Here is a 25,047-nt window from a genome sequence, read left to right on the forward strand (position 1 = left end):
CGACCGTCCACTCCTCCCGGCACGTAGCCCCGGGCGCGCGGTCTTCCTCAGAAAGCACTCACCATGGCAGTTCCCTCGATCGATGTAAAAACATCCAACGCTCCCGCCGCTCTCACGCCTGCAGATGCGTTGACTTCGGCCGTCGCACTTCGACCCCAGCTCCTCGCGGAGGCACCGGAGGGTGAAGCCCGCACCTTTCACTCGGAAGAGCTGCATCTCGAATTCGTCGAGCGCGGCTTCTACCATCTTCTCCGGCCCAAGCTGTTCGGCGGCTACGAGTTCGGTGTCCGCGACTTCATGGCGGTGATTAGAGAGCTCGCGCGGGGCGATATGGGAGCCGCGTGGTGTCTGTGTCTGGCCTCCGGTCACAATCTGCAATTCGCCTCGTGGTGGCCTGAAAGCGCCCAGCGGGAAGTGTTCGGCGACGGTCACTTCGCGGCGGCCATGACCTCCGCTCCGGGTGGCACCATGCGCCGCGGTGATTCCGGCGACTGGATTGTCAACGGAACGTTCCCCTACGCGTCGGGCGGGCCGTACTCCACGCACTTCATGGGGCACGTGTTCGCTGAGACCGCGGAACAGTCGAAACAGTTGTCGACGTTCATCATTCCCCGATCGGATTTCACCATTCGAGACGACTGGGGCAAGACCCTGGGGTTGAAGGGAAGCGGCTCGCACACGCTCGATGTCCGGGAGGCGTCGGTGTCCGCGCACTTCGTGTTGGAAGGCAAGACGCAAGTCGACATGAACGTCGACAACGGCACACCCGGACTGGAACTGCACAAGAACCCGCTCTACGCGGGACGCGGCATCGGTTTCTTCGGTCTCGAACTGGCCTCCCTTGCGGTCGGGGGTGTTCACGCGGCACTCGACGAGTACGAAACCATCCTTCGTACGAAGAAGACCCCGATGCCTCCGTTCACGTTGCGAAGCGAAAATTCCCGATACCAGACCTGGTACGCCGACGCGGTGAACGCTCTTGCCGCGGCCGACGCCACGCTCGATCGCGCCGCCGACCTATTTCTCGAGTACAGCACCCGCGGCGCAGAGGGCGGGAAGCCGTTTGATCAGGCCGACGACCTCTACATCGGGAGACTGGCCGTGCACGCGCAGAACGTCGCGTGGCGGGCGCTCGAGGGAATCATTATGCGCACCGCCGGCAGTAGTGCTGCGACGAATGGCTCTCGGCTCGAACGGATCTGGCGTGATGCGACGATGGTGCTCAGCCATCAGAACTCCATCGTCCAGGATTTCATCGGCGCGGACTATGCCGCTGCGGCACTCGCCACCCATCCGTAGCGCCACACCCCAATTTTCGAAAGTTTGTGAGGAGACCGATCATGGGCCGTGTAGAAGGTCGAACAGCCATCGTCACCGGCGGTGCGCGAGGAATGGGCGCCGCTCACGCACGCAAGCTCGCCGGCGAAGGTGCCCGCGTCGTCGTTGCCGACGTCCTGACCGAGGAAGGGAAGGCACTCGCCCACGAGCTCGGGGATGCCGCCGTGTTCGCTGAGCTGGATGTCCGGGACCCGGAGCAGTGGTCTGCGACAATCGAGACAGCACGCACCCATGGCGGTGAGGTGTCCATTCTGGTCAACAACGCCGGTATTACGCGCCGTACACCGCTGGCGGACACGACCGTGGAGGACTGGAATCTGGTCCTCGACATCAACCTGACGGGCGCCTTCCTGGGCATTCAGGCAGTCGCACCGTCTATGCGTGCTGCGGGCGGGGGCGCCATCATCAATGTCAGCTCGATGGGCGGGCTGATGGCGATCCACCCGTCGTGGGCGTACACGGCCAGCAAATGGGCGTTGAGAGGACTGACCAAAGTGGCGGCTTTGGATCTCGGCAGTGACGGCATCCGAGTGAACTCGATCCACCCGGGCTTCATCAGCACCCCGATGCTCGCCGGCGCCGACGAGGCTTCCCTTTCCGCTGGACTTCCGCTCCCCCGCGTCGGCTCACCGGAAGAGGTGGCAGACCTGATGCTGTTCCTTGCCGCTGAGGCCACCTACAGCACCGCGTCCGAGTTCTCCATCGACGGCGGCATTCTCGCCGGCATCAGAGCAGAAGGGTGATCACGATGAGCATCCACACCGACTACCGTTCCTCGATGACCGCGTCCGAGTTCCGCAGCGCCATAGGCCATTTTGCGTCCGGAGTCACCATTGTGATGACCTCCGACGGCGACACCGACTTCGGGACCACGGCCAGTGCCGTGTGCTCTGTGTCCGCCGACCCGCCAATGTTGTTATTATGCTTGAACCGCGGTTCGGATACGGGAAATGCAGTGAGCCGCACCGGGATACTGTCGATTAACATCCTCGGTGAAGACCAGGGCGCGGTGGCTTCTCGTTTCAGCACGAAGGGTAAGAACAGGTTCGAAGGCGTAGAACTTGTCCGCGATGGATCCGGCGCACCCACCCTGGCCGATGCTCTCTCCTCCTTGTCCTGCCGGGTCGTTGACCGCGTCGAGGCCGGGACCCATACGGTCTTCCACTGCGCCGTGGATTCCGCATCGGTCCGCGATGGCGCGCCCCTCACCTACTTCCGGGGACGATTCGGCCGCTTCGCGCTGCCGCCCTCGGACGAGTTGGCCGGACGTATCAAAAGTGAACTGTCGGCCTATCTCGGTGACGTGCCCGTGCGGGTCGAGGAACTCGCGCGGCACTTCGATGCACAACCGGCTGCCATCGCTGAAGTGATCACTGCCCTGGCGGGCACGGGGTTTCTACGACCCGGCCCCGAGCGCAACGGGACTTACTACGTCACCGAACCTGGCGTGTCAGCGCATACACCTGCCGACCGAGCAGTGTCTTACCCCAACTACCCTCGAAGGAGTCACCTCGATGCCTGACCGGCAACCCTCACCCACCGCCACGTTGGAGCGGCCACCTCACACCGAGTCGAAAAGCGACATCGCCCGTTTGCTGGTGCGGTGCGCTGACCGGCCCGGTGTAGTCGCAGCGGTCAGCGCTTTCCTGTCCGAACGCGGCGCGAACATCATCTCACTCGATCAACACTCCACCGACTACGAAGGTGGCGCCTTCTTCCAACGAACCGTCTTCCGACTCCCCGGCTTCGTCGCCGAACGCGACGAGCTGGAGCACGATTTCCGCGAGACCGTCGCAGCACCACTCGGTCTGGACTTCCGACTGAGCGATGCGGCGACACCCAAGCGGGTGGCCATCATGGTCTCGAAGCTGGACCACTGCCTGCTCGATCTGCTGTGGCGCGCCAAACGCGGCGAGCTCGATGTCAACATCGGCGTCGTCATCGCCAATCACAATGACCTGGCCGAGGATGTGCGCGGATTCGGCATCCCGTTCGTGCATATTCCGGTCTCGCGCGATACCAAACCCGAGGCGGAGGCCCGCCAGCTCGAGGTGTTGCGCGGCAACTACGACTTAGTGGTACTGGCACGCTACATGCAAATCATTTCCGCGAACTTCCTCGCCGAGGTCGGTTGCCCGATCATCAACATCCACCACTCGTTCCTTCCTGCGTTCATCGGCGCTGGCCCCTACCAGAGGGCAAAGGAACGTGGGGTCAAGCTCGTGGGCGCCACCGCGCACTATGTGACCGAGGATCTTGACGAAGGCCCCATCATCGAGCAGGACGTGGTCCGAGTGTCTCACCGTGCCTCTACCCAAGACCTGGTGCGATTGGGCGCCGACGTCGAACGCGCCGTTCTCTCGCGTGCAGTGCAATGGCACTGCGAGGACAGAGTCGCACGTCACGGCAACACCACGATTGTGTTCTGAGGACAGGCGATGACAGCACGACTTATCGACGGAAAGGCAGTCGCCCGAGCGGTTCGTGACGAGGTCGCGGGACTGACTGACGAGCTGTTTACCGCAACTGGCCGGCGGCCAGGACTTGCCACAGTATTGGTGGGCGAGGACCCGGCCTCGCAGGTGTATGTCGCGAGCAAGCGCAAGGCCTGCGTCGCGGCGGGGATGGCCGATCTGCACAGACACCTACCGGCATCGGTGTCACAGTCCGAACTCGAAGAAGTGCTCGACTTACTGGCCGAAGACCCCGAGGTGTCCGGGATTCTCCTGCAGCTACCTGTTCCCGGTCATCTCGACGCCGACGCGCTGATCAATCGAATTCCGCCCGCCAAGGATGTCGACGGACTGACCACGCTCAGCGCCGGGCAACTGAGCCAGGGTGCGCCGGGGCTGCGCCCGTGCACTCCTTCCGGGGTCATCGCCCTACTCGATGCGTACGAGATTCCGATCCGGGGAGCCCATGCTGTCGTTGTCGGACGATCGCCTTTGGTCGGCAAGCCGATGGCTCAGCTGTTGTTGGCCCGTGATGCCACGGTCACCGTCTGTCATTCGCGAACAACGGACATCGGCGTCTTCACGGCGCAGGCGGACATCGTGATCGCGGCGGCCGGGGTTCCCGGCTTGGTCGACGCTTCGTCGATCAAGCCTGGTGCAACCGTGATCGATGTGGGGATCCATCGGACGAGTGCGGGATTGCGCGGCGATGTCGACTTCGAGGCGGTGCGCGCGATCGCCGGTGCGCTGACTCCGGTGCCGGGAGGGGTGGGACCGATGACGATCGCGATGCTACTGCGCAATACATTCGATGCTGCGCAGCACGATCACGCTGGAGCTGTACTGCAATGACCGTCATGGAACTCGAGCAGCGCCGTCCCGAGGTACAGAGCCAGGATGGTGAATCGTCTTACGCTGACACTATGGCGCGCATCACTTCCTCCGTCCCCGCCGAATCGACCAGCTTCGTCGGACGGCGTCTCGAGTTGCACAAGGTCAAGCAGTTGCTGTCGAAGTACCGTTCGCTGGTCCTCACCGGGCCCGCGGGCGTGGGAAAGACCCGACTGGCGAAGCAGGCCGCAACGACTGTCGAACGTGCGTTTGATCGCGTCGTGTATGTCGCACTCGAGGGCGAGACATCCGAAGCCGGCTTCGCGCGCGCATTGCAGCTCGCGCTCGATTTCGAGAGCTCGGGAGCTCGGTCCGCGGCCGAGTGGATCGTGGGAATGCCGCCGACGGACAGTGTGCTTCTGGTCCTCGACGGTTGTGAGCGGGTGTGGCAGGAGTGCGCTGAATTCATCGACTCGGTCGACGCCAACTCCTCCGTCAGCATCATTGCGACCAGCCGGCGGCGCTTGGGGACCGTCGGCGGCGTCACCTGGGCGGTTCCTCCCATGGCGTTGCCGAGCGAAGGTGCCGCGCAGTCGCTGACAGATGCCGCGCGCATCGACAGCGTCGCGCTGTTCGTCAGCCGAGCCCAAAGCGTCTACCCGGCATTCGAGCTCACGGACCGCAACCTTGCCTCTGTCAGTGAGCTCTGCGCACGGTTGGACGGTCTACCGTTGGCGTTGGAACTGGCGGCCGCCCGCATGCGCGCCCTGTCCGTGGAACAGCTTGTGGCGCGGTTGGACAACAGATTTCGTCTGCTCACCTTGGAGCCGGGGAATCGGCGTCGCCCGAAGCTGTCCTTGTGGGACGTCCTCGCGGAATCATTCGCGACCTGCAGCGACGACGAGCGCGGCATGTGGTCTGCCTCATCGGTTTTCGCGGGATCTTTCTCCCTCGATGACATCGAGGCGGTATGTTGCGCGACCGACGACGAGCGCATTGCCGCGGCGGATGTCGTAACCGGGTTGATCGACCAGTCCGTGTTCGGCTACGTCGAGCAGAGCGGCGGCCTCGAGTACCGTCTGTTGGACACGCTGCGCAAGTACGGGGCGGAACAGCTCGAGGCTGACGGCGCGACCCGGTCGATGAGGTTGCGGCATCTCGCCTGGATCAGTGATCTCGCGCGCGATACCGAGCCGTTCTGGACCGGCCCCGAGGGAGTCCGAAGATCGGACAAACTCCTCCTTCGGCACAGCGATATCCTCGCCGCCCTGCACTTCTCCTTGTACGAGCAGAGGGACCCCGCGCCCGCCCTGCGGCTGGCTGCGGACTTGCGGGTGCACTGGATGTCCGCCAACCGTGTCGAGGAAGGGCTCGGCTGGGTGACCGCGGCCCTCGAGGCCTACGATCGTGACGACGAACTCAGGGCTGTCGGGCTGTCGGTCGCGATCTATCTGTCCGCCCTCGATTCGCAGATCGAACGGGCCGATCAATTGCTGGTCTCGTGCCGTGAGCTCGCCGCACGCCTGCAGCAGCCGTTGATATCCGCGCACTGCGCCTTCGATGAAGGATTGACGCGGTGGGCGAAAGGCGAGGCCGAGGCAGCTGCTGCGCTACTGGAAGACGCCTACCACCGCTATCGGGCGCTCGCCGCCACCAGCAACCAACGCGAAGCTCTGTTCATCTTGGGCATGGTTCTGGCGAATGACGGAGACCTCGCCGGATCGCTCGATGAAGTCGAATCAAACCTTGCCGGTATGGCCGACGAAGCTCACTGGTGGGGCAGCGGATACGTCCTGTGGATCCGCGGATACGCCGCACTCAAACATAAAGACATTGAGCGCGCTCAGAAGCTACTGCGCCAGTGCATAACTCAAATGCAGCCTCATAACGATCGATCCATCATCTGGTGGTGTCTGGAATTGTTGGGCTGGGTTGCGGCCGAGCAGTCGAGTCTGCAGCTCGCAGCACAACTTCTCGGCGCCGCCAGCACTTTCGGTCCGCACCACCTCCCACCGGTTCTCCAAGAACAGCACGATCGCCACGTCGCGGCGGCGCGCCGCGCACTCGGTGGCGCGAAGGCTGATCGGCTCCACTACAAGGGGACTTTGTTGACAATGCAGCAGGCCGTGGAACTGGCGATTACCGGCGGAGACCGCGCCCCACGCAGAACCCACGACACGCTGGGTGAGGAGAAACTCAGCGAACGCGAGCTCGAGGTAGCCAAACTCATCGCGCAAGGGCACAGCAACAAGGCGATCGCTACGGCCTTGGTGATCTCCACCCGAACAGCCGAGGGACACGTACAGAAAATTCTCGCCAAACGCGGTTTTGCGTCCCGTTCGCAGATCGCCGCCTGGATCGGTGAATCGGCACACGATGAGCCCGAGCAGCACGACACCCACTGACCACACCACAGTTTGCACACCGCATGCGCACACTGAACCACGATTCGACGGAGGACTTTCACCGATGAAAGCTGCACTGCACGTGGGGGTTGACTCGCCCCTGCTCATCGAGGAGGTCACGCTCCGCGAACCCGGCCCCGGCGAGGTGGTTGTCGAAATGAACGCCGTTGCTGTCTGCGTGACGGACGTACTCGCCACCGAGGGGCTCACCCTTGTTCCTCCCCCGTTCATCACTGGGCATGCGGGGACCGGAATCGTTCGGGCAGTCGGACCTGGAGTCACTCGCACGCGTACTGGTGACAGGATCGCAACCGCCGGCTCGGCCGAATGCAACCTCTGCTACCCCTGCCTGCAGGGCACACCCTCATCCTGCGACGAGATCTTCGGGGGCATGGTGCCGCCGCGGGAGGTCGGCGTCCGCAGCGACGGCACCGCCGTCTACGTCGACGGAGGAGTCGGAGCGCTAGCAGAGTTCATGGTCCTACGCGAGTCCGGCATTGTCACCATCGATGCCGACATCTCGATCGAACAGGCATCGGTGCTCGGATGCGGCGTCATCAGCGGACTCGGCGCTGTCTTCAATGTCGCTGGTGTCCAACCCGGATGGTCAGTCGCCATTGTGGGCTGCGGCCACCTGGGGCTGTGGATGGTCCAGGCGGCACGCGTCGCAGGAGCGCGAACGATCATCGCCATCGAGTGGGATCCGGTCAGGAGGGCCTTGGCGGCCGATCTCGGGGCCACGCACCTGGTCGACCCCGCGGATGGCGACCCCGTCCAGCAGGTCAAGGAACTGACCGGCGGTCGTGGAGTCGATGCAGCACTGGAGGCCGGCGGTACCACACTCGCCGCAGAGCAGGCGTTCGCGATGGCTCGCGGCGGCGGCGTCGTTGTTCCGACCTCGATGGCACAACCTGCCGATTCGATCACCCTCAATGCACTCGACTTCGGAGTCGGCGCGAAGCGCATCTCCAGCTCGCAGACCGGTGGAGGCTACCTCAAACGGGACATTCCCCTGTATGCCTCGATGCTCGAAAACGGCATCATCGACTCGACACACATCATCTCGAAGACTTTCTCACTCGACGAGGTCAACGCGGCGTTCAGCGCTGCCCGCAACAAGGAGGTGATCACCGGTGTCGTCCGTTTCTAACGAACCTCGGTTGGTCTTCACGGAAGACAACTCAGCGGAGGTGGCCGCCGCAGCATTCGATGAGACCACCGATCCCCGGCTCCGCGACATACTACGCAGCCTTGTCCGACATCTCCACGCCTTCGCCAAGGACGTAGAACTCACCCAGACCGAGTGGGAGGCCGGCATCGAGTTCCTCACCCACACCGGTCAGAAATGCGACGCGACACGACAGGAATTCATCCTTCTCTCCGATGTCCTGGGCCTGTCGATGCTCGTCGATTCCATCACCAACCGAATTCCGGTAGGGGCGACCGAAACCACGGTCCTCGGACCGTTCCACATGGTGGACTCACCCCCACGCGCCCTCGGGGACGATATCTCCCTGGCCGATGGCGGTGAACCGTGCGTGGTTACCGGCACCGTCGCGTCGGTGGACGGAACACCGCTCGCCGGTGCCCTCGTCGACGTCTGGCAGGCAGATGAGAAGGGCTTCTACGACGTGCAGAACCCTGACTTGGTGCCGGATCTGAATCTGCGTGGGCTCTTCAACACCGACGCCAACGGCTCCTTTCACTTCAAGACGATCGTGCCCGCGCACTACCCCATCCCGACTGACGGCCCCGTCGGTCAGTTGCTCGAACGCACCAAGCGGCACCCGTATCGGCCAGCACACATCCACTTCATCGCAGGAGCGGCCGGCCACCACCCCATCACCACGCACATCTTCGTCGACGGGTCCCCGTACCTGGATTCGGATGCCGTCTTCGGAGTCAAGGAAAGCCTCATTGTCGAGTTCTCTCTAATTGACGACCCCCAGCAGGCGGAGTATTACGGCACGAGCAATCCCTTCCGTCACGCACATATCGACCTCATCCTGACCGCCGATCCGTCGTGAACAGCTTCATACACACCTCGCGGGCCACACGGGTCGTCTTCGGGGAGGGCACCGTCACCGAGCTACGCGCCGAAGTCGCCCGCCTCGGACTTCGGCGAGTGCACCTGCTCGCGAGTCGACGTATCGACGAGTCGATCATCGCATCACTCGACGGCGTGGTCGTTGCCCGAACAGCAGATCTCGTACAACATGTGCCGATTGAGCACGTCGACTCAGGCGCACAACAGAATTCCAAAGGCGACGTCGACGGATACGTCGCGATCGGCGGCGGTTCCTCGATCGGCCTTGCCAAGGCATTCGCGCTCCGGCGTCGGGCGCCGATCCTGGCGGTACCGACGACGTTCTCCGGTTCGGAAATGTCGCCGATCTGGGGAATTACAGATGCAGGAGTGAAGACAACGGGGCGAGATGAAGCCGTGGCACCGACGACCGTTATCTACGATCCCCAACTGACGACCGGTCTCCCCTCCCCGCTGGCGGTGACGAGCTCGGTCAATGCCATGGCTCACGCGGTGGAGGCTCTATACGCCGACGATGGTTCCCCGGTTGTGTCCTTGATGGCCGAGGAGGCGATTCGGCTCGTCGGAGAGGCACTGCCGGGGTTGGGATCGGAGCGCGACATCTCCGCTCGCTCGGATGCCCTCCAAGGAGCCTGGCTCGCCGGAGTATGTCTGGGTAGCGTGAGCATGGCTCTCCACCACAAGATCTGCCACACACTCGGCGGGTCGTTCGGGTTGCCGCACGCCGACACCCACACGGTGATGCTTCCCTATGTCATCGAGTACAACGCTCGTGCGTCACCAGACACAGAACGTACGATATGCCGCGCACTGGGAGTGCCGAACGCCGCTCAGGGACTTCAGGACCTTGTGCGCTCCTGCGGCGGACCAACCAGCCTGCGCGAACTCGGATTCCGGGAAAAAGACATCGACTGGGCCGTCGAGCTGGCGACACGTCGGCCCTACCCGAATCCTCACCCGATCACAGCGGAAGGCATTCGTGCGCTGCTCGAAGCCGCACTCAATGATGAACTGGACCGGCTCTGATATGGCTTCGACCACGTCGGCCGCCGACCTTCACGTAGCGGTGATGGGAATCCTTAATGTCACGTCTGATTCCTTTTCGGACGGGGGCCGATTTCTAGCCCCGGAGAGGGCCATCACCCACGGGATCCAGCTTCACACCGACGGTGCCGGAATCATTGATGTCGGGGGTGAATCGACTCGTCCCGGTGCTCGCCGGATCGGAGCGGAACTCGAACGCTCCCGGGTTCTTCCCGTCATCACAGGGCTCGTCGCATCTGGTATCACCGTCAGCGTCGATACTATGCGCGCCGACGTCGCCGAAGCGGCCACCGCGGCCGGTGCTACATACATCAATGATGTTTCGGGCGGATGCGCAGATCCCCGAATGTATTCCGTCGCAGCTGCGTCCGGGGCACATCTTATTCTCAACCACTGGGTTACACCAACAAGCTACCGACACCACCAGACGGTCGGTGAGTACGCTAACGTCGTGGACGACGTCCGCGACCACCTGGACAATTGTGCAACCAAGGCAATTGCCGCAGGGGTCCACGCCCGTTCTCTCATCATCGATCCCGGGCTCGGATTCGCCAAGTCTGCTTCGGACAACTGGGCCCTGCTCGCCGCACTGCCGTCGTTGGTTGCGTCTGGAACCCGGGTCCTCATCGGGGCCTCCCGCAAGCGATTTCTGGGCACGCTACTCGCTGATGGAGCCACTGAACGCCCGGTCGACGATCGCGACACAGCGACAGCAGCGATTTCCGTCCTCGCCGCACGAGCGGGAGTCTGGGGTGTTCGTGTCCATGACCCCAGAAGCAGTGTGGACGCGCTTCTGACGACCCAGATGTGGGAACGCGCGGAAGCCGAAACAGAGCACTTCTCAAGCGAAGACTCGCTTGTCCCTTCCCTGCATCGAACCAACCCACACGCGAGGAAACTGATTTCATGACCGACACCACCGCCAAGTACATCTTCGACGAGGGCGATGTCCTCATCACGCACGAGAAATCATATGCAGCAGGCGTTCCTGCGATGTTGGTGTCGTTGCGGGCGGAGTAACGCAATTTCTCGGGGTCGTGCGCGGCACGCACGCGTGGTACCGAGCAGCCGAACCGAATCCGAACGAGGGACCGTCGCCCATGGCAGCAACCGTTTCACCAGTAACGGACTACGCGAGTCAGTTCCTGGGGGAAGGGGACGTGTCATCTGCGCAGTTCAGCGGCTGGATCTGGGCACTATCCGCGGGATGCCGGTAGTACCCGGATCCACCCAACCGGGCGTTTCGCACCCGCTACCGTTTCCGGGTATGGGGACCACCTTCCACGGTCCGCGCCCGTGGCCGCACCTCACCCGCGCGATCCGCACGCGCGGTCCCCGCCGTGCCGCGATCGCGCACCTCGGCCAGGACGCGCCCACCCTGCTGCCGCTGCGTGCCGGGGATGTCCTTGTCGTCAACGCCTCCCGCGCCGCGGTGCGCGCCCACGCGACCTCCCCGATCGCGCTCGCCTACTACCTGGACGCCGGGGTGCGGGTGCTGTCATCACCGAACCTGCACGCCAACGTCATCGCCACCGACCGGCGGGCGGTCATCGGCTCCGCCAACGCCTCCCACAGCTCCACCCTCGCCGAGGAAGCCGCGGTCATCACCGACGACCCCGACATCGTGACCGCCGTCCGGGCGTTCATCGACGACATCGAGGAGATCACCGAGGTCGATCAGGTGTTTCTCGACAACGCCACCACCAAAGCGCACAGGTTCGTGCGAACGTGTGCACGGTGACGCCTGAAATCTCACAGGTCCGCGAGCAGGGTGGGATCGACGCGGTCGGCGAAGTAGGCCAGGACGCCCTCGGCGCTCATGCCGTAGGTGGTGGCAATCAGATTGGGATCGTGGCTGTTGGCCAAGGCCAGCAGTCGGGAGGCGCGCAGCGTGGAGATCGTGGTGTCGGCGGGGTCGAGGAGGTGGCTGAGGTAGGGCCGGGACGCCGGTGTCCGCCCGGATCGGGTTCGGATGGTGACGATGACGTGGGGATTGTGGGTGCCGGATGTGCGGTGCTCGAGGCATTGGGTCAGTGCGGCCCAGGTCGCCGGGTCCAGCGGGATCGGTTGTGGGCGGCGGCCGAGCCGAACCGTGCGGTGCTGGGGATCGATGTCGGCGAGCTGCAGGTGACGCAGTTCGTGCTGTGAGGCACCGTGGATCAACGCCATCAGGCCGACGAGGGCCTCGTTCGGCGCCACCTCGGTTGATGTGCACCAGCGCGTGAACAGTTCGCGCTGTCGCGAGCGCGGCAGGGTCCGTCCATGGAATCCGCGGGGCGTGCGCACGCGCAGCTCGGCGGTGGGATCGATCAGGATGAGCTTGCTGCGGCGAGCGAAGCGGAAGAAGTGGCGAAGTCCGTCCAGGGGGCGGCCGGCCGGCGACACCTCGGCGAGGTAGTCCTCGATCACGGCCTTATCGACCTGCGCCCAGTCCTCGATCCCGCGTCCGACGAGATGACATGACAGGTCACGGATCTGGGCCAATCGCTTGTCGATGGTGGTGTCGGCGCGGGGCCGGGTCCCGGCGCGGCGGGCGCGGCCTCGTTCGTCGAGCATTGCGCGTTCGAACGCGGCGACGGCGGGCCGCAACGGTTCGGGCACGGCCTGCACGCGTCGCTCCCGGCGACCGGCCGCGAGCCGCTGCGACTGGTCGGTGGGCAGGGCAAGGCCGCGGGCGGTGAAGAAGTCCTCGAGCACCTTCGCGAGCGACCCGATCGAGCGGCCGGGGATGCGGGCCCGGTCGAGTAAGGTCTGCGGCAATGCCCGCGGCTCGGTGCGCAGCAGCGCCCCGAGCTGACTCACCAGACGTGTCGCCAGCGCCGGACAATACCGGGTCGACACATGGATAGCGAAGTCCCACAGCCAATTCGGCGGATCATCGAGTTCGGCGAGGAGGTGCTCGGCGCGGGTGTAGGGGCGTTGGGGGCGGCGTTGCCGGCAGCGGTTGCACAGCCTCGCCCCGCCGCCGCGGATCACGCGCCCGCATTCGGTGCATGCGGCGGCCGGCTTCGGCGCCGGCCCCGGTTGTGAGCACGGTCCGCACCAACCGGTGCGTTCGCGTAAGTAGCCGTCGCGGCCGCAACGCGGACAGCGTCGGCGGGCGGCGGCGAGGTCACGGCGGCGGCGGCACCGCCGGCACCGGCTCTCGTCCTTGCCGCGCACGGCGGCACCGCAGTCGTGGCAGGTGCGCGAGCACGACCGGCATCGCCCGGTGTCCGGACTCAAGACCCGCTCGATCCCGCAGCCCGGACACGGCGACTTCGCCGCAGCGGCGACCGCGTTGCGCCAGCACCGGCAGCACAAATCGCGGCCCAGTCGGCCCCGCGGCCGACCGCAGCGGGTGCAGTCCCCGACCTTCTTCGTCACACCGGCGGCATCGACCGGCCGCCGACTCGCCGCGCCGCGGGCTCCGACGCTGTCGGCGCCGAGGGCTCGGCGGGGACCCGATCGGGCGTGGTGTCGAGGTCGAACAGGTCGTTCGGGGTGCAGTCGAGCGCAGTGCACAACGCCAGCAGCGTGCTGAGCTTGATCTGCGAGGGTTCCTTGGTGAACAACGCCGACACCGACGCCGACGACAGCTCGAGTCCGCCGCGTTCGGCGAGCAGACGGCGCAGCTGGGTGCCGGTCCATACTTCCCGTTGCGCCGCGGCCATCCGCAGTTTCCATCTAATGTGCATCATCATCTCCCTGCAGGAACGCGACGGTGTCGGACACCGCGCTGCGGTAGGCGTCCTCGATGAACGTCTCCGACGGACGGACGTACCGCATCGTCGATCCCACCGTCCAGTGCCCTAACATCTGTTGTATCGCAACGAGATCGACTCCTCGTTCGTAGTTGTGGGTGGCGCATGCCCGGCGCAGCGCGTGCGGGCTGAACCGGTCCGCCGGCGAGCAGTGCTCGAGATCCTGCAGATACCGCAGACGGTTGCGGATCGTGCCTCGGGCCATCGCACCACCACTCTGATCGCAGAACAACACCGCCGATTCCGGCAACTTCGGTCGTACATCCTCGAGATACCACCGCACCACCAGATCGAGGTGGTCGAGCATCGGAACCCACCGCGGCCGCGGCCCGGAGGTGCGGGCACCCTTGCCGAACCGCACATGCAACTTTCCGAACGGGCCCTGCCCGAAGTAGACGTCCGCGATCTCGAGTTTGGACGCCTCATCGGAGCGCAACCCGGCGTGATACAAGGTCCGGAACAGCGCATAATCCCGGGCCGCTGGCGCGTACTTGCGAGCCGAGCCGATCCGTTCCTTGAGGAAGTCGAAGAAGACGGCCACCCGACTCACGCTCGGAGGTGGAAGCAGCCTCGGTGAATCGTCACCGACATGACGGCTCGCATTGAACTCGTCGATCGGGTTCGTCAACCGCACCCCGAACAACGCCTCGATCTCCCCGGCGCGGCGGGTGATCAGGAACCGGTGAAAACTGCTCAGCGCCTGCACATATCTGCGTCGAGTCGACGCCAGCAAGCCGTCCGCGGCCATCGCTCCGACCACTCGATCGACATCGTCGGCGGTGGCCTCCCACACCGGTTTGCCCAACGCCGCCAGCATCCGCTCGAGCTCACCTGTCTCGTTCTCGATGGTTACCGCACTGAAGCCTCGGACCACCCGCGAGGTCACGAACGCCTCGACGCATTCGAGTTGAAAGGTCAGCGGATCGGTCGACGCGTGGGCGACCTCGACCGTCCTGCCCTGCACCACACGAAATGTGTGACTCATACCACACAGGTTAAGGCCACCTTGCTCGTCAAGGTGGTACCGACACGAACGGAATCCCACCTCGACAACAGTGGACTCCCCAAACCGGGCTGAATGACCAGCTCGCAGGGAATTTCCGAGAGAACGAACGTATGCCACTTCCAATCGAATGGCAGATCGGACGCGCGGTACCACTGCCCGGGGTCACGAGCCGCGGGCGCGCCGACCCCGGGTTCCTGCCCGCCAAGATCCCCCGGATGTTTCTTCGACACACCGTCAACTACACACCCGGTCCTACCGAGCAGCACATGTGGGCAGCTCAGGCCCGCCGCCATCGCGGCCCTGCCGGGCCGGCAGCGAAGTACCATCTCGAATGGTTCCACCACGACAAGTCCGACACCCGCCTCGAGCGCGGTGACGTCCTGATCTTCGTCACCGCCGACAACGAGTGGATCTACCCCCCAGCGGTCGTGGATTCCGAGGCGATCGCGATCCTCCACGCCCACGGCGCCATCGGTCACCTCCTGCGCAGCCGAGCGGACCTCCCCCCCGATCCCGGTGCCGGACGCCGAGCAGACCCTCGCCGACCTCGGGCACCCCAACCCCCGCCTACGAACCGACCACCGGATCGCCTCCCCCAGCCTGCGGACCGCTCTGCTCCAACTCTGGAACCTCTGAACCACCGCGGCCAATACGCAGCGTGACCGGCGGAAATGACACGTCCCCACTAGTCGCGTTGATCGCGTCCGGGACAGTTGTCGGGGCCATGCCCGCGGGGGCGGCACCCACGCAGCCGTCCTGGTCGGGCGAGTACTCGGTGAAGCGTTTCGCCGCGACGAAGGACGGTACGAGTTTGGCCGCGCGGCAGTGGGAGCCCGACTTCGCCGATACGTACAGATTCGAGACGAGTTGCACGGACGACGCCTGCGTAGCGACCGTGATCGATGGGCCAACGCCAGCCAACCCGACACTGCCGCAACCGCCGCAGTACACCTGGGACGGGACCAGCTGGGTCCATACCTACGACTGGGAGTGGGACTGCTACCAAGGCGAGGGTGTGCCGAAGGTGTGGGCACCGGCGCACTCGGTTGCGTACTACACACCGCAATCCGACGGGACGCTGACCGGTTCCTGGCGTACCGATATCGACAGCGGCCCGTGCGAGGGCTCGGTGAGCATGGAGGTCGCGGCCTACCCCGTCGAGCCGCCTCCCGGACCATTCGGCAGCAGTTGACAGGCGCAATGTCCTCCGTGACGATCGCGCCGCCTATCTCACCCTTTCAGGTCGAACCATGTGGTCGGCCTGCAGCGGCGTCAGGAGCCGTTGATCACCAAGTCCAGAAGCCAGACCAGCCACGGTATGCCACCCTCAATTGGCAACTCCCACGACGCCCCCGGCGTTGTACCCGCTCCGCGCCGTGCTCGTCGCGCAGCCGCACGCCACCCCCACCCTCGACCTCGATATGCAGGCGCTAGGAAATCGGATTTCGCGCGCACCCTCGGTGCACTCACGCTCATGCAACTACGGAGCGCAGACTGATCAGGAATCGAGAAGCGCCTACCCAAGGGCCGCATTAACGTCACTGGCATGAACATCGAATCCCTCACCCTCGAAACCCCCGACCCCACCACGGTGAAAGCCTTCCACGCCGCACTCGGCATAGATGAACGCATCAGTGCCCGCGACACGGACGCACCGACCACCGGCTTCCGCGGTTACACCCTCTCGCTCGTCGTGTCCCAGCCGAACATCGTCGACGCCTACGTCGGGGCTGCCCTCGAAAATGGCGGCACCACAATCAAACCGGTCAAGAAGAGCTTGTGGGGGTACGGCGGTGTCGTGCAGGGCCCCGACGGAGCGCTCTGGAAAGTCGCGACTTCGTCGAAGAAGAACACCGGGCCGGCCACACGGCACATCGAGGACCTCGTCCTGTTGCTCGGCGTCGAAGACGTGAAGGTCAGCAAGCAGTTCTACCTCGACCACGGGCTGGAAGTGACACGAAGCTTCGGTCGCAAATACGTCGAGTTCGCCACCGGCCCGAACGTCAAGCTCGCGCTCTACGGGCGCCGTGCCCTCGCGAAGGACGCCGGCGTCTCCCCCGACGGCACGGGCGCCCACCGGATCGTCATCAGCGGCGACGCCGAACCCTTCACCGACCCCGACGGCTTCACATGGCAGACAGTGTGATCGGGGACCCCTCACCGCCACCGCGGCAGGGTATCGACACCGACCACCCCACTCATCCAGTTGGGCCACCACGGGAAGAACATATGTGATGTGGCTCACATCGCTGCGACGCGACCGGCTGGCAGATCTACCATTTCCTCGCGCCAGTACACACCCAGTACCGGTCGCCGATGCAATCCCCAACGCCCGGGAAGACATTGGCCAGGCACACCACCCAGGCACACCGGCGTGGATCCAATCGTCCGATGGAGAGCGCGGCGACGCCCTGTTGCACGTCCCGGCGAGGCCCGGCCGGAGCGGAGAACACTCCGACCGGGCCGCTTCGGCTCACCGGGCGCTTCGCCGCACTACCGGACGATCTCAGGACGCGTATGTCAGGGCAGCCGAGAGGTTTCAGATTCCCGTGCGACGCGAGGCTCGGGCTCGATGTCGACAGCTCAGCCGCAGCAGCGAACCAGAAATCGCGCGGTCCCGGGTCCGCGCCGCCCTCACCCGATACAGACCAGGACGCCCACGACCACTACTGCGACAAGCGAGGCGCCGCCGCAGGTCAGCCACGCCCGCGTTGCGAGCTGCCGCCACTGATCGCACCGACCCGCCACTTCCGCGACCGCGACCGATCGCCCCAGGTCCGTTTCGAGCGCCTGCGACTCCGAGAGGCGGCGGGCCTTCGCATCCGCCCGTACCGCCACGCCGAACGAGACGGGGACCACCAGCACCGCAATCACGAGTAGGCCAACCATCGCACCCATACCCGTCCCAAGCATTCCAGTTCCTTCCACACCACACGACGCCCGTCACAGGTGCCGTTCACCGATCACCCGAACCCACGGGCTCACCCCCCGTCAGCTATATCGCCGAACTGCCACCTGGTGTTGCACTCCGAATGACCGGCACCAGCGAACGACCACAAGCCACGCGCGCCTACACACCCGGTACGGGGAAGTTCCACATCGCCAGGACAATTACGCCCATGACCAGTCCGGCGCACGCAATGGTGCCAACGACACTGACACGCAACGCATCCAGTAGATCGGACCCCAGTTTCTTGCTGATCCGTGCCATTACACTCTTCCTTCACGTGCCGAGATTCTGGCCGCCGGGTCGATGACGGTGCACCACACACACTCGTCCGACTTCGACACCTACACAACGGCCGAATCACCTACACCCATACCCGCTTTTGGGTCCCAGACAGGGGTATTGACCACACCTCATTCCCGACCACCACGCTTCGCGAGAAATTATGTGGTGTTCTTCATCACACCCGGGCGGGGATCTACTCGGCCGATGGTCGTCATCGACAATGGCCTGCAAGTAGCTCGTCGCCTGGCTCGTTTCCGCAGAACAGCTCCGAGCGACATCCGAACATGCTGTGGGAAAGCATGTTCGGCGGTTCATTACGTAGAATTCTCGCCTGATCAATCGAGAATTATCGGCCGATACCGCAGACTCATGCCAATCGGAACTCGGCAGCGCCAACTAATTCACACATGCGCCGTGGACGACCCCGAAACTACACCTACTGGTCGGTAATGATGAGGTGAAGAAATTTGCACAATGGCGTGGATCACACTCTCTGGACTTCCATGCCCCGGCTCACGAAGATCACTAATGCGCCGCTCGTTACTACGCGCGGTTTGTCCGTGTAGCGCCCCTGCCAGCTGACACCGATCGCTGGCGGGGGCTGCGCTTGGCTGCGCCACAAGATATCCGGCGTCGCCTCGCTCCCCGACTCCACCATTGCCGGCGCGATTCCTGGCCTACTTTCCCAGCTACCGAACGAGTCACCCTCGCCCGCAATCGCGTCCTGCTCACCCCTGCCCGGATACCGCCGTGCCTCGCGCCCAACACTCCCGTCCACGTTTGCCCGGTACACCGCCGGGGGATGCTCCGGGGAAGGACGACCCCGTCGTCGAATCACGCGAGAGAGGCAGTCCGATGAACACTGTCACGACCGGCATCGTTGCAGGTGCCGCAGGCACCACGATCCTCGACGCCGTCACATACCTGGACATGGCGATCCGAGGCCGCCCCGCAAGCACCGTTCCGGAGAAGACGGTCGAGTCCGTTGCGACCGCTCTGGGCGTCGCGATACCGGGACGCGGTGACGTGCTCGCGGCCCGGCGGTCGGCGTTCGGGGCGCTCGGCGGGATCGCCGTCGGCACCGGACTCGGCGTGGCCGCCGCCCTCGTCCGCCGGGCCGGCGCCCGCCTGACCCCGGCTGCCGGAACGATCGGGATCGGTCTCGCCGCGATGGCAGCCACCGACATCCCGATCGCCATGCGCGGCATCAGCGACCCGCGACAGTGGACCGCTCAGGACTGGCTCAGCGACCTCGTGCCGCATCTCGTCTACGGCGCCACCGTCACCACAGTCCTGCGGCAACAGGACGAGGCGACGGGGAACCGCAGGGAGCCGGGGGCGGAACGGTCGAGCACTGTCCGGTCGGCCGTGATCGGCGTGGCCAGCGGTCTCCGCAGTTCCACCGGCATCGCGGCGGCACTGCTTTCGGGTGCCCCCGGCTCGGCACACTGGTCCCGCCTCGTCGGTGCGACGGCGCTCGTCGGCGGCGAACTGGTCGCCGACAAGAACCCGAACGTACCGTCGCGCCTCTCCCAGCCCGCGCTCACCGGACGACTCATCGCAGGCGGAGGAGGCGCCGCGGCGCTGGCCCGCCGCGACCGTGCCGACACGGCGTCGGCCCTGATCATCGGAACCGTCGGCGCCCTCGCCGGCTCCTACGGCGGCGCGTGGTGGCGGCAGTGGGCCGGCCGGCGGATGCCGGACTGGCAGGCCGCGCTTGCGGAGGATGCCGTGGCGCTCACGATGGCGGCGGCCGCACTCCGACGGCCCGCGCGGTCCTCGTCGGTGAGCGCGTCGAGTTGACGCTGCGCCATCCGCCGCACAGGGCTCGCTTCACGGTCGATCGTCGATATCCCACATCGTGACGTTGGCCCCAGACGATCATTCGTGCGAACGGAACTGACCGGCATTCGGCGCTGGAACCAACAGCTCGACACCGTAATTCCGTTCTCGGGAAACATCGTTCGCCGATCAGCGGGGCTGGATCGACCGCCTCGCATTCCTGACGCTCGACCCCGACATCGCGGTTGTCCTCCGATTGGGGGACACGTATTCATCCCCCAGCGGGGCCCGGTTGGCGGACAGACGGCAGAGCTGCGGCGGGTCATTGTTATTCAGACGCCGGAAACACTCCGACGCAAACCCCGGGAGGACAGGACTCCACAACACGGGACGCCATCGCGGCTCACCCGCACGGTCACCAATGCGCTACCCACCCCACCCCTTCTCACCTTCTGCAGAAACCAACCAAAGGACCACCATGGAGAACACCCAGAAGCTTTACATCGACGGCGAGTGGATCGACCCGATCGGGACCGACACGCTCGACGTCGTCAACCCTGCGACAGAAGAGATCGTCGCCACCATCGCGCTGGGCGACGAAAAGGACGTCGACTGCGCCGTCACGGCCGCCCGCAGAGCGTTCGACGGTTACGGGTCGACGACACGCGCCGACCGGATTGCGTTACTGGATCGGATAATCGAGGTCTACGGGCGACGGATGGCCGAGCTGGCATCGACGATCACCCAGGAGATGGGAGCACCTACTTCACTGGCCACGACCGCTCAGGCACCGTCCGGCCTGGTGCATCTCACCGCAGCCGTCGATGCGCTCCGTGAGTTCGAATTCGAGGAGAAGATCGGCACGACGACGGTGGTGTACGAGCCGGTCGGCGTGTGTGCGTTCATCACACCCTGGAACTGGCCCGTCAACCAGATCGCCGCGAAGGTTGCGCCGGCGTTGGCCGCAGGCTGCACGATGGTGTTGAAGCCGTCCGAGATCGCGCCACTCAATGCGATCATCTTCGCGGAGATACTTCACGAAGCAGGAGTCCCTGCGGGAGTTTTCAACCTCGTTCAGGGTGACGGACCTACCGTCGGAGCCGCACTGTCGAGGCACCCCGACATCGACATGGTCTCGTTCACCGGATCGACGCGTGCCGGCGTCGAGGTCGCTCGGAACGCTGCGACAACGGTCAAACGTGTCACACAGGAGCTCGGTGGCAAGTCGGCGAACATTGTGCTGGACGACGCGGACTTCGAAGAGGTCATCACCAGAGACGTTGTAGGCGTGGTGGTCAATTCGGGCCAATCCTGCAATGCCGCCTCGCGCATTCTGGTTCCGTGGGACCGTATGGACGAAGCGATCGCGATCGCGAAGACCGCCGCCGCGTCGATCGTCGTCGGACAACCCGAGTCCGAGAGAACGACCGTGGGTCCGCTGGTGTCACAGGCACAGTTCGACAAGGTGCAGCGCCTGATCCAGATCGGCATCGATGAGGGCGGCACGCTCGTCGCCGGTGGAGTCGGTCGCCCGGCGGGACTGTCCACCGGCTACTTCGTCCGGCCCACCGTCTTCGCGGACGTGACGAACGATATGACCATCGCGCGCGAGGAGATCTTCGGCCCGGTCATGGTGCTGATCGGCTACGAGGACGAGGCCGCCGCAATCCGCATCGCGAACGACACCGCGTATGGGCTGTCCGGGATGGCCTCGTCGAGCGATCCGGAGCGCGCGCGGAATGTCGCGCGGAAGTTGAGGACGGGAATGGTTCATCTCAATGGGGCTCCGCTGGCCTTCGATGCTCCGTTCGGAGGCAACAAGCAGTCAGGCAACGGCCGGGAGTTCGGCAAATTCGGCCTGGTGGAGTACCTCGAGGCCAAGGCGATCTTCGGCGACAACGTCGAACCAGATCCGGCCGTGAACAGCACCCGCCAGAGTGCCCGGGAATGAGTAACGCGGAGGCGGCGGGATGTGAACGCGGGTCTTCGGCCCGAAAGCAGGAAGAGACGGGAGACTGATCGTGAATGCGATCATGTGGATGGGCGTGGCCGGAATCGTGGGCACGGCCCTCTCACCGTGGATCACCGAACGGCTGCGCAGCAAGACTGCGCGCCGAGACCAACTCGTGAAACTGCGGCTCGCGATCTACGCCGACCTGTTGCGAGCGACGGCCCGCCTCACCGCAACCGCAACGACTTCGGCTGCATCGCACCCGAATGACGCGGACGAGATCGGCGGCGACGAGTTCGATTCCCTGCTCAGCCAGGCGCGGGTCGTGGCCAGCGATGACGTTTACCGGCGACTCAACGAACTGTCGCTGCTCACTGGGACGTTCAACCGGCACCTCGTGAAGACCGAGCCGCGCCCAGTCTTCCCCCACCGGCAACACCTGCACGATGGCGCAGTGAACGACCCGTTGCGCCTCCAGCATCGAAGAACACTGACCGATATCGCGGGCGGTATCGCGGTGGCTCACGGGAAAGTCCAGGACGCGATCCGGTACGAGATGAATCGGTGACCGTCGATCGGATCCCACGTCGCTGTGTGGTCATCAGGCCGCGAGCTCACGAGGACGAGCGAACACGTCCACCAGCGCGCCGTTGCGCCACACCGTGATCTCGATCTGCCGGTCGATCGGATCCTCGACCATCAACCGCTGGACGGCAGTCGTCGTCACGATCGGCTTGCCGTCGAGTTCGACCATGATGTCCCCGCGCCGCAACCCCGCCTCGGCGGCCGGGCTTCCCGGCGAGACACCGGCCACCTACAAACCAGTCTTCGACCCGATCCGCCCCTGCAGCTTCGGAGGCAGCGGAACCTGCATGCCCGCGATCCGCAGCCAGGCCCGACGCACCCGCCCCGCCGATACCAGCGCGGCGATGATCTGCCTCGTCGCGACGGCCGGATGGTGGCCGTCACGCACCGAACCGGGCGCGGCCCCCGCCACGCGATCAAGGCTCTGCCGACACCATCAGAGACAGCGGATCGGATAGCGGAAGGCGCCGGCGCCAGTTGAGCGGTGCGGGCGGCGACGGCGGAGGCTCGCGCGTGCGAGGCGATCTGCCGCGTTGCCTCCGTAGGGACACCCACCGGCATTTCCGCCTCATGGCGGCCGGACGCTAGCGAAGTGGGAACCCGAGACGGATGAGCGATTCCTTCAGCCGATCCCGCCCGTTCAGCCACGCCGCGGACGCGAGTCGGTCCAGAACCTTTCGATCCAGGAATGGTCGAGCTGCTGCGCCGAGTAGAAGGCGGCGATCCGCCCCTCGTAAGCGTCGACGTGGTCGCGCTGTGCGGGCAGGTCGTACTTCTCGTGGTGCAACACCGCCGCTCGGGGCAGCCGCGGTTTGATCTGGGCGTCGGCGTCCGGATGCGGATGTCCGACGACGAGCCCGAACACCGCGAACACGTGAGGAGGCAGGCCGAGTTCCGCCGCGACCTCCTCGGGGTTGTTGCGCAGCGCCCCGATGAACACCGTTCCCAGCCCGAGCGACTCCGCCGCGGTCACGGCGTTCTGCGCAGCCAGGGCTGCATCGATGAACCCGATATAGGTGCTCTCGAGGTAATCGGCTCCCTCGATCGGAGCGCCGCGGTCGCCGGCGAGCTGGCGGACTCGGGCGAAGTCGGCGAGCCAGACCAGCAGGACGGGGGCCTCGACGATGTGGGCCTGCTCGCCCGCGAGCGCGGCCAGACGAGCCTTGCTGTCGGGGTCGCGGACCGCGACGACACTCCATGCCTGGAGGTTCGACGACGTGGCGGCCGACTGCGCAGCCGAAACGAGGACGTCGAGCGTCTCGTCGGTCAGCGGATCGGGTAGGTAGCGGCGAACCGAACGGTGCGAGTGCAGGGCTTCCAGAACCGGATTCCACTGCGCGGGCTCGGTGAGGGCGGGGTCCCAGTAGCGCTGCTGCAGCGCCGTGCGGGGTGCGATGTCTGCGATGGTCACCCGGGACAGGAAAGCCGACCGCCGTCCCCCACTCCAGCGTTAGGCGCACCGTGATTCCTGAGATCCTCCGCGACCCCGTCGACAACCGCGAACGGAACGCGTGAACAGCCACAGCGAGGCCGCCGATCGGCGACAATTCGGGGGCTGCCGACAGCTGTCCGGGAACTACGTGATGCAAGGGAGTGGTCGTGACTGAACGGGTCATCGTGGTGACGGGTGCCGGATCGGGAATCGGGCGGTCCATGGCGACCGGACTACTCGATGCCGGACATCACGTGGTGCTGTCGGGACGGGCGCAAGACAAGTTGGACGAGACAGCGGACGGTCACGAACACGCGCTCGTGGTGCCGGCCGACGTCTCGTCGCCACAGTCGGTGCACAGCCTCTTCGCCGTCGTGGCCGAACGGTTCGGCCGTGTGGACGTACTCGTCAACAATGCGGGCACCTTCGGCCCTTCCGGCGCGGTGGACGAGATCGACCCGGAAGACTGGGACCGGACGGTGGCCACAAATCTCACTGGGGTCTTCCTCTGCTCACGCGAGGCCGTGCGAATGATGAAGACGCAGACACCCCGCGGCGGACGCATCATCAACAACGGCTCACTGTCCGCGCACACGCCACGACCCGCGAGCGTCGCCTACACGGCAACCAAACACGGGGTGTCGGGGTTGACCAAGTCGATCGCGCTCGACGGGCGCGACCACGACATCTGCTGCACCCAGATCGACATCGGGAACGCCGCAACCGCCATGACGGCCGGCATCGGCCAGTCCGCCCGCCAACCGGACGGATCGATGCGAGCGGAACCCACCTTCGACCCGCGGTACGTCGCGGACGCGGTGACCCGACTGGTGGAACTCCCCCTGGACGTCACCGTGCCGACGTTGACGATCATGGCCGCCGGGATGCCGTACATCGGCCGCGGCTGACCGCGCGGACGGTCAGCGACGCTGGTCTGCCCAGTCGAGGTGCGACAACTGCTGACCTCGCCGAGTACCGGCCATCAGTGGGATAATCCACGTAGGAGAATCGTCCACTCCGAAGACGATGCCGCTGCAAAAACGTCGACCCCGGCCCAGGGCCTCAGGACCGCCCGAGTGCGCCGGGGTCGGCCCAAAGAGGACGGGTGTGGTCGTGCGGCAACCGACGGCGTGCGGACCACACCGGAACCCACAACCGACGTGGAGCTCCGATCTCTTGTCGCTTTTCTCTGACATGC

The 25,047-nt window shown here is 65.2% G+C and carries 22 protein-coding genes and 3 pseudogenes; 18 read left to right on the plus strand and 7 right to left on the minus strand.

Annotated elements, in window-relative coordinates; genetic code table 11:
- The first annotated feature begins 63 nt into the window (after window positions 1–63).
- The 11 genes and pseudogenes from QM806_RS37595 to QM806_RS37645 form a co-directional block, all read left to right on the plus strand.
- Complete coding sequence (locus QM806_RS37595; RefSeq protein WP_265146088.1) at window positions 64–1,299, plus strand: acyl-CoA dehydrogenase family protein; 1,236 nt, start codon at window positions 64–66, stop codon at window positions 1,297–1,299.
- A 41-nt stretch (window positions 1,300–1,340) separates the two neighbouring features.
- Entirely contained in the window at window positions 1,341–2,081 is a 741-nt protein-coding gene (locus QM806_RS37600; protein WP_120660923.1) for a glucose 1-dehydrogenase, read from the plus strand.
- Window positions 2,082–2,086: 5 nt separating this feature from the next.
- Window positions 2,087–2,860 carry a flavin reductase family protein gene (locus tag QM806_RS37605; protein WP_283294782.1) on the plus strand — a complete coding sequence of 258 codons (774 nt, stop codon included), beginning with the start codon at window positions 2,087–2,089 and terminating at the stop codon, window positions 2,858–2,860.
- Window positions 2,853–3,767 carry a formyltetrahydrofolate deformylase gene (gene purU, locus QM806_RS37610; RefSeq protein ID WP_283294783.1) on the plus strand — a complete coding sequence of 305 codons (915 nt, stop codon included), beginning with the start codon at window positions 2,853–2,855 and terminating at the stop codon, window positions 3,765–3,767. The genes QM806_RS37605 and purU overlap by 8 nt, the downstream gene beginning before the upstream one ends.
- Before the next feature lie 9 nt (window positions 3,768–3,776).
- Complete coding sequence (gene folD, locus QM806_RS37615) at window positions 3,777–4,643, plus strand: bifunctional methylenetetrahydrofolate dehydrogenase/methenyltetrahydrofolate cyclohydrolase FolD (RefSeq protein ID WP_283294785.1); 867 nt, start codon at window positions 3,777–3,779, stop codon at window positions 4,641–4,643.
- Window positions 4,640–7,027, plus strand: a complete 2,388-nt coding sequence (locus QM806_RS37620) for an ATP-binding protein (protein WP_283294787.1) — start codon at window positions 4,640–4,642, stop codon at window positions 7,025–7,027. The genes folD and QM806_RS37620 overlap by 4 nt, the downstream gene beginning before the upstream one ends.
- A 64-nt stretch (window positions 7,028–7,091) precedes the next feature.
- Complete coding sequence (locus QM806_RS37625; RefSeq protein ID WP_283294789.1) at window positions 7,092–8,177, plus strand: zinc-binding dehydrogenase; 1,086 nt, start codon at window positions 7,092–7,094, stop codon at window positions 8,175–8,177.
- Window positions 8,178–8,187: 10 nt separating this feature from the next.
- Window positions 8,188–9,054 (plus strand): dioxygenase family protein, encoded by an 867-nt coding sequence (locus QM806_RS37630; RefSeq protein WP_206033288.1) that lies wholly within the window; start codon window positions 8,188–8,190, stop codon window positions 9,052–9,054.
- Complete coding sequence (locus tag QM806_RS37635; RefSeq protein ID WP_167120047.1) at window positions 9,051–10,100, plus strand: maleylacetate reductase; 1,050 nt, start codon at window positions 9,051–9,053, stop codon at window positions 10,098–10,100. Before QM806_RS37630 ends, QM806_RS37635 begins: the two co-directional genes overlap by 4 nt.
- The gene (gene folP / locus QM806_RS37640; protein ID WP_445758183.1) at window positions 10,078–11,028 is read left to right on the plus strand and encodes a dihydropteroate synthase; all 951 of its coding nucleotides are present in this window, start codon (window positions 10,078–10,080) and stop codon (window positions 11,026–11,028) included. The genes QM806_RS37635 and folP overlap by 23 nt, the downstream gene beginning before the upstream one ends.
- A gap of 357 nt (window positions 11,029–11,385) precedes the next feature.
- Window positions 11,386–11,823 (plus strand): annotated as a pseudogene (locus tag QM806_RS37645) (phospholipase D-like domain-containing protein); the annotation flags it as partial.
- Window positions 11,824–11,870: 47 nt separating this feature from the next.
- Here the strand turns inward: QM806_RS37645 and QM806_RS37650 are convergent.
- From QM806_RS37650 to QM806_RS37660, 3 genes are all read right to left on the minus strand, one after another.
- Window positions 11,871–13,094 (minus strand): site-specific integrase, encoded by a 1,224-nt coding sequence (locus tag QM806_RS37650; RefSeq protein WP_005573457.1) that lies wholly within the window; start codon window positions 13,092–13,094, stop codon window positions 11,871–11,873.
- A gap of 386 nt (window positions 13,095–13,480) precedes the next feature.
- Window positions 13,481–13,795 (minus strand): helix-turn-helix domain-containing protein, encoded by a 315-nt coding sequence (locus tag QM806_RS37655; RefSeq protein WP_005265299.1) that lies wholly within the window; start codon window positions 13,793–13,795, stop codon window positions 13,481–13,483.
- The gene (locus tag QM806_RS37660; protein WP_043779817.1) at window positions 13,785–14,846 is read right to left on the minus strand and encodes a tyrosine-type recombinase/integrase; all 1,062 of its coding nucleotides are present in this window, start codon (window positions 14,844–14,846) and stop codon (window positions 13,785–13,787) included. Before QM806_RS37660 ends, QM806_RS37655 begins: the two co-directional genes overlap by 11 nt.
- A 146-nt stretch (window positions 14,847–14,992) precedes the next feature.
- On the opposite strand from QM806_RS37660, the pseudogene QM806_RS37665 reads away from it, so the two are divergent.
- From QM806_RS37665 to QM806_RS37675, 3 genes and pseudogenes are all read left to right on the plus strand, one after another.
- A pseudogene (locus tag QM806_RS37665) lies at window positions 14,993–15,503 on the plus strand (phosphatidylserine/phosphatidylglycerophosphate/cardiolipin synthase family protein); the annotation flags it as partial.
- A gap of 22 nt (window positions 15,504–15,525) precedes the next feature.
- The gene (locus tag QM806_RS37670; RefSeq protein WP_502943953.1) at window positions 15,526–16,059 is read left to right on the plus strand and encodes an Rv2253 family sensor-like surface protein; all 534 of its coding nucleotides are present in this window, start codon (window positions 15,526–15,528) and stop codon (window positions 16,057–16,059) included.
- 354 nt (window positions 16,060–16,413) lie between these two features.
- Window positions 16,414–17,013: a VOC family protein gene (locus QM806_RS37675; protein ID WP_005568098.1), complete on the plus strand. Its 600-nt coding sequence runs from the start codon at window positions 16,414–16,416 to the stop codon at window positions 17,011–17,013.
- Window positions 17,014–17,501: 488 nt separating this feature from the next.
- Here the strand turns inward: QM806_RS37675 and QM806_RS37680 are convergent, their stop codons facing one another.
- Window positions 17,502–17,780, minus strand: a complete 279-nt coding sequence (locus tag QM806_RS37680; RefSeq protein ID WP_283294797.1) for a hypothetical protein — start codon at window positions 17,778–17,780, stop codon at window positions 17,502–17,504.
- Between the two features lie 1,174 nt (window positions 17,781–18,954).
- Here QM806_RS37680 and QM806_RS37685 point away from each other — a divergent pair.
- The 3 genes from QM806_RS37685 to QM806_RS37695 all read left to right on the plus strand — a co-directional run bounded on the left by QM806_RS37685 (window position 18,955) and on the right by QM806_RS37695 (window position 22,400).
- On the plus strand, window positions 18,955–19,902 hold the full coding sequence (locus QM806_RS37685; protein ID WP_120660893.1) for a hypothetical protein: 948 nt from the start codon (window positions 18,955–18,957) through the stop codon (window positions 19,900–19,902).
- 457 nt (window positions 19,903–20,359) lie between these two features.
- On the plus strand, window positions 20,360–21,832 hold the full coding sequence (locus tag QM806_RS37690; protein ID WP_169694044.1) for an aldehyde dehydrogenase family protein: 1,473 nt from the start codon (window positions 20,360–20,362) through the stop codon (window positions 21,830–21,832).
- Between the two features lie 70 nt (window positions 21,833–21,902).
- A complete protein-coding gene (locus QM806_RS37695) occupies window positions 21,903–22,400 on the plus strand; it encodes a hypothetical protein (protein ID WP_120660891.1) in 498 nt (165 codons plus the stop codon).
- Window positions 22,401–22,433: 33 nt separating this feature from the next.
- Here the strand turns inward: QM806_RS37695 and QM806_RS37700 are convergent, their stop codons facing one another.
- The 3 genes and pseudogenes from QM806_RS37700 to QM806_RS37710 all read right to left on the minus strand — a co-directional run bounded on the left by QM806_RS37700 (window position 22,434) and on the right by QM806_RS37710 (window position 23,877).
- Window positions 22,434–22,646: a PDZ domain-containing protein gene (locus QM806_RS37700; protein WP_242322921.1), complete on the minus strand. Its 213-nt coding sequence runs from the start codon at window positions 22,644–22,646 to the stop codon at window positions 22,434–22,436.
- Complete coding sequence (locus QM806_RS37705) at window positions 22,647–22,829, minus strand: hypothetical protein (RefSeq protein ID WP_242322920.1); 183 nt, start codon at window positions 22,827–22,829, stop codon at window positions 22,647–22,649.
- Between the two features lie 172 nt (window positions 22,830–23,001).
- Window positions 23,002–23,877: pseudogene (locus tag QM806_RS37710) on the minus strand (NADPH-dependent oxidoreductase).
- A gap of 133 nt (window positions 23,878–24,010) precedes the next feature.
- Here QM806_RS37710 and QM806_RS37715 point away from each other — a divergent pair.
- Window positions 24,011–24,757, plus strand: a complete 747-nt coding sequence (locus tag QM806_RS37715) for an SDR family oxidoreductase (RefSeq protein WP_005569307.1) — start codon at window positions 24,011–24,013, stop codon at window positions 24,755–24,757.
- Window positions 24,758–25,047 lie beyond the last annotated feature (290 nt).

This window comes from Rhodococcus sp. IEGM 1351 (assembly GCF_030056875.1).
Taxonomy (GTDB): Bacteria; Actinomycetota; Actinomycetes; order Mycobacteriales; family Mycobacteriaceae; genus Rhodococcus_F; species Rhodococcus_F opacus.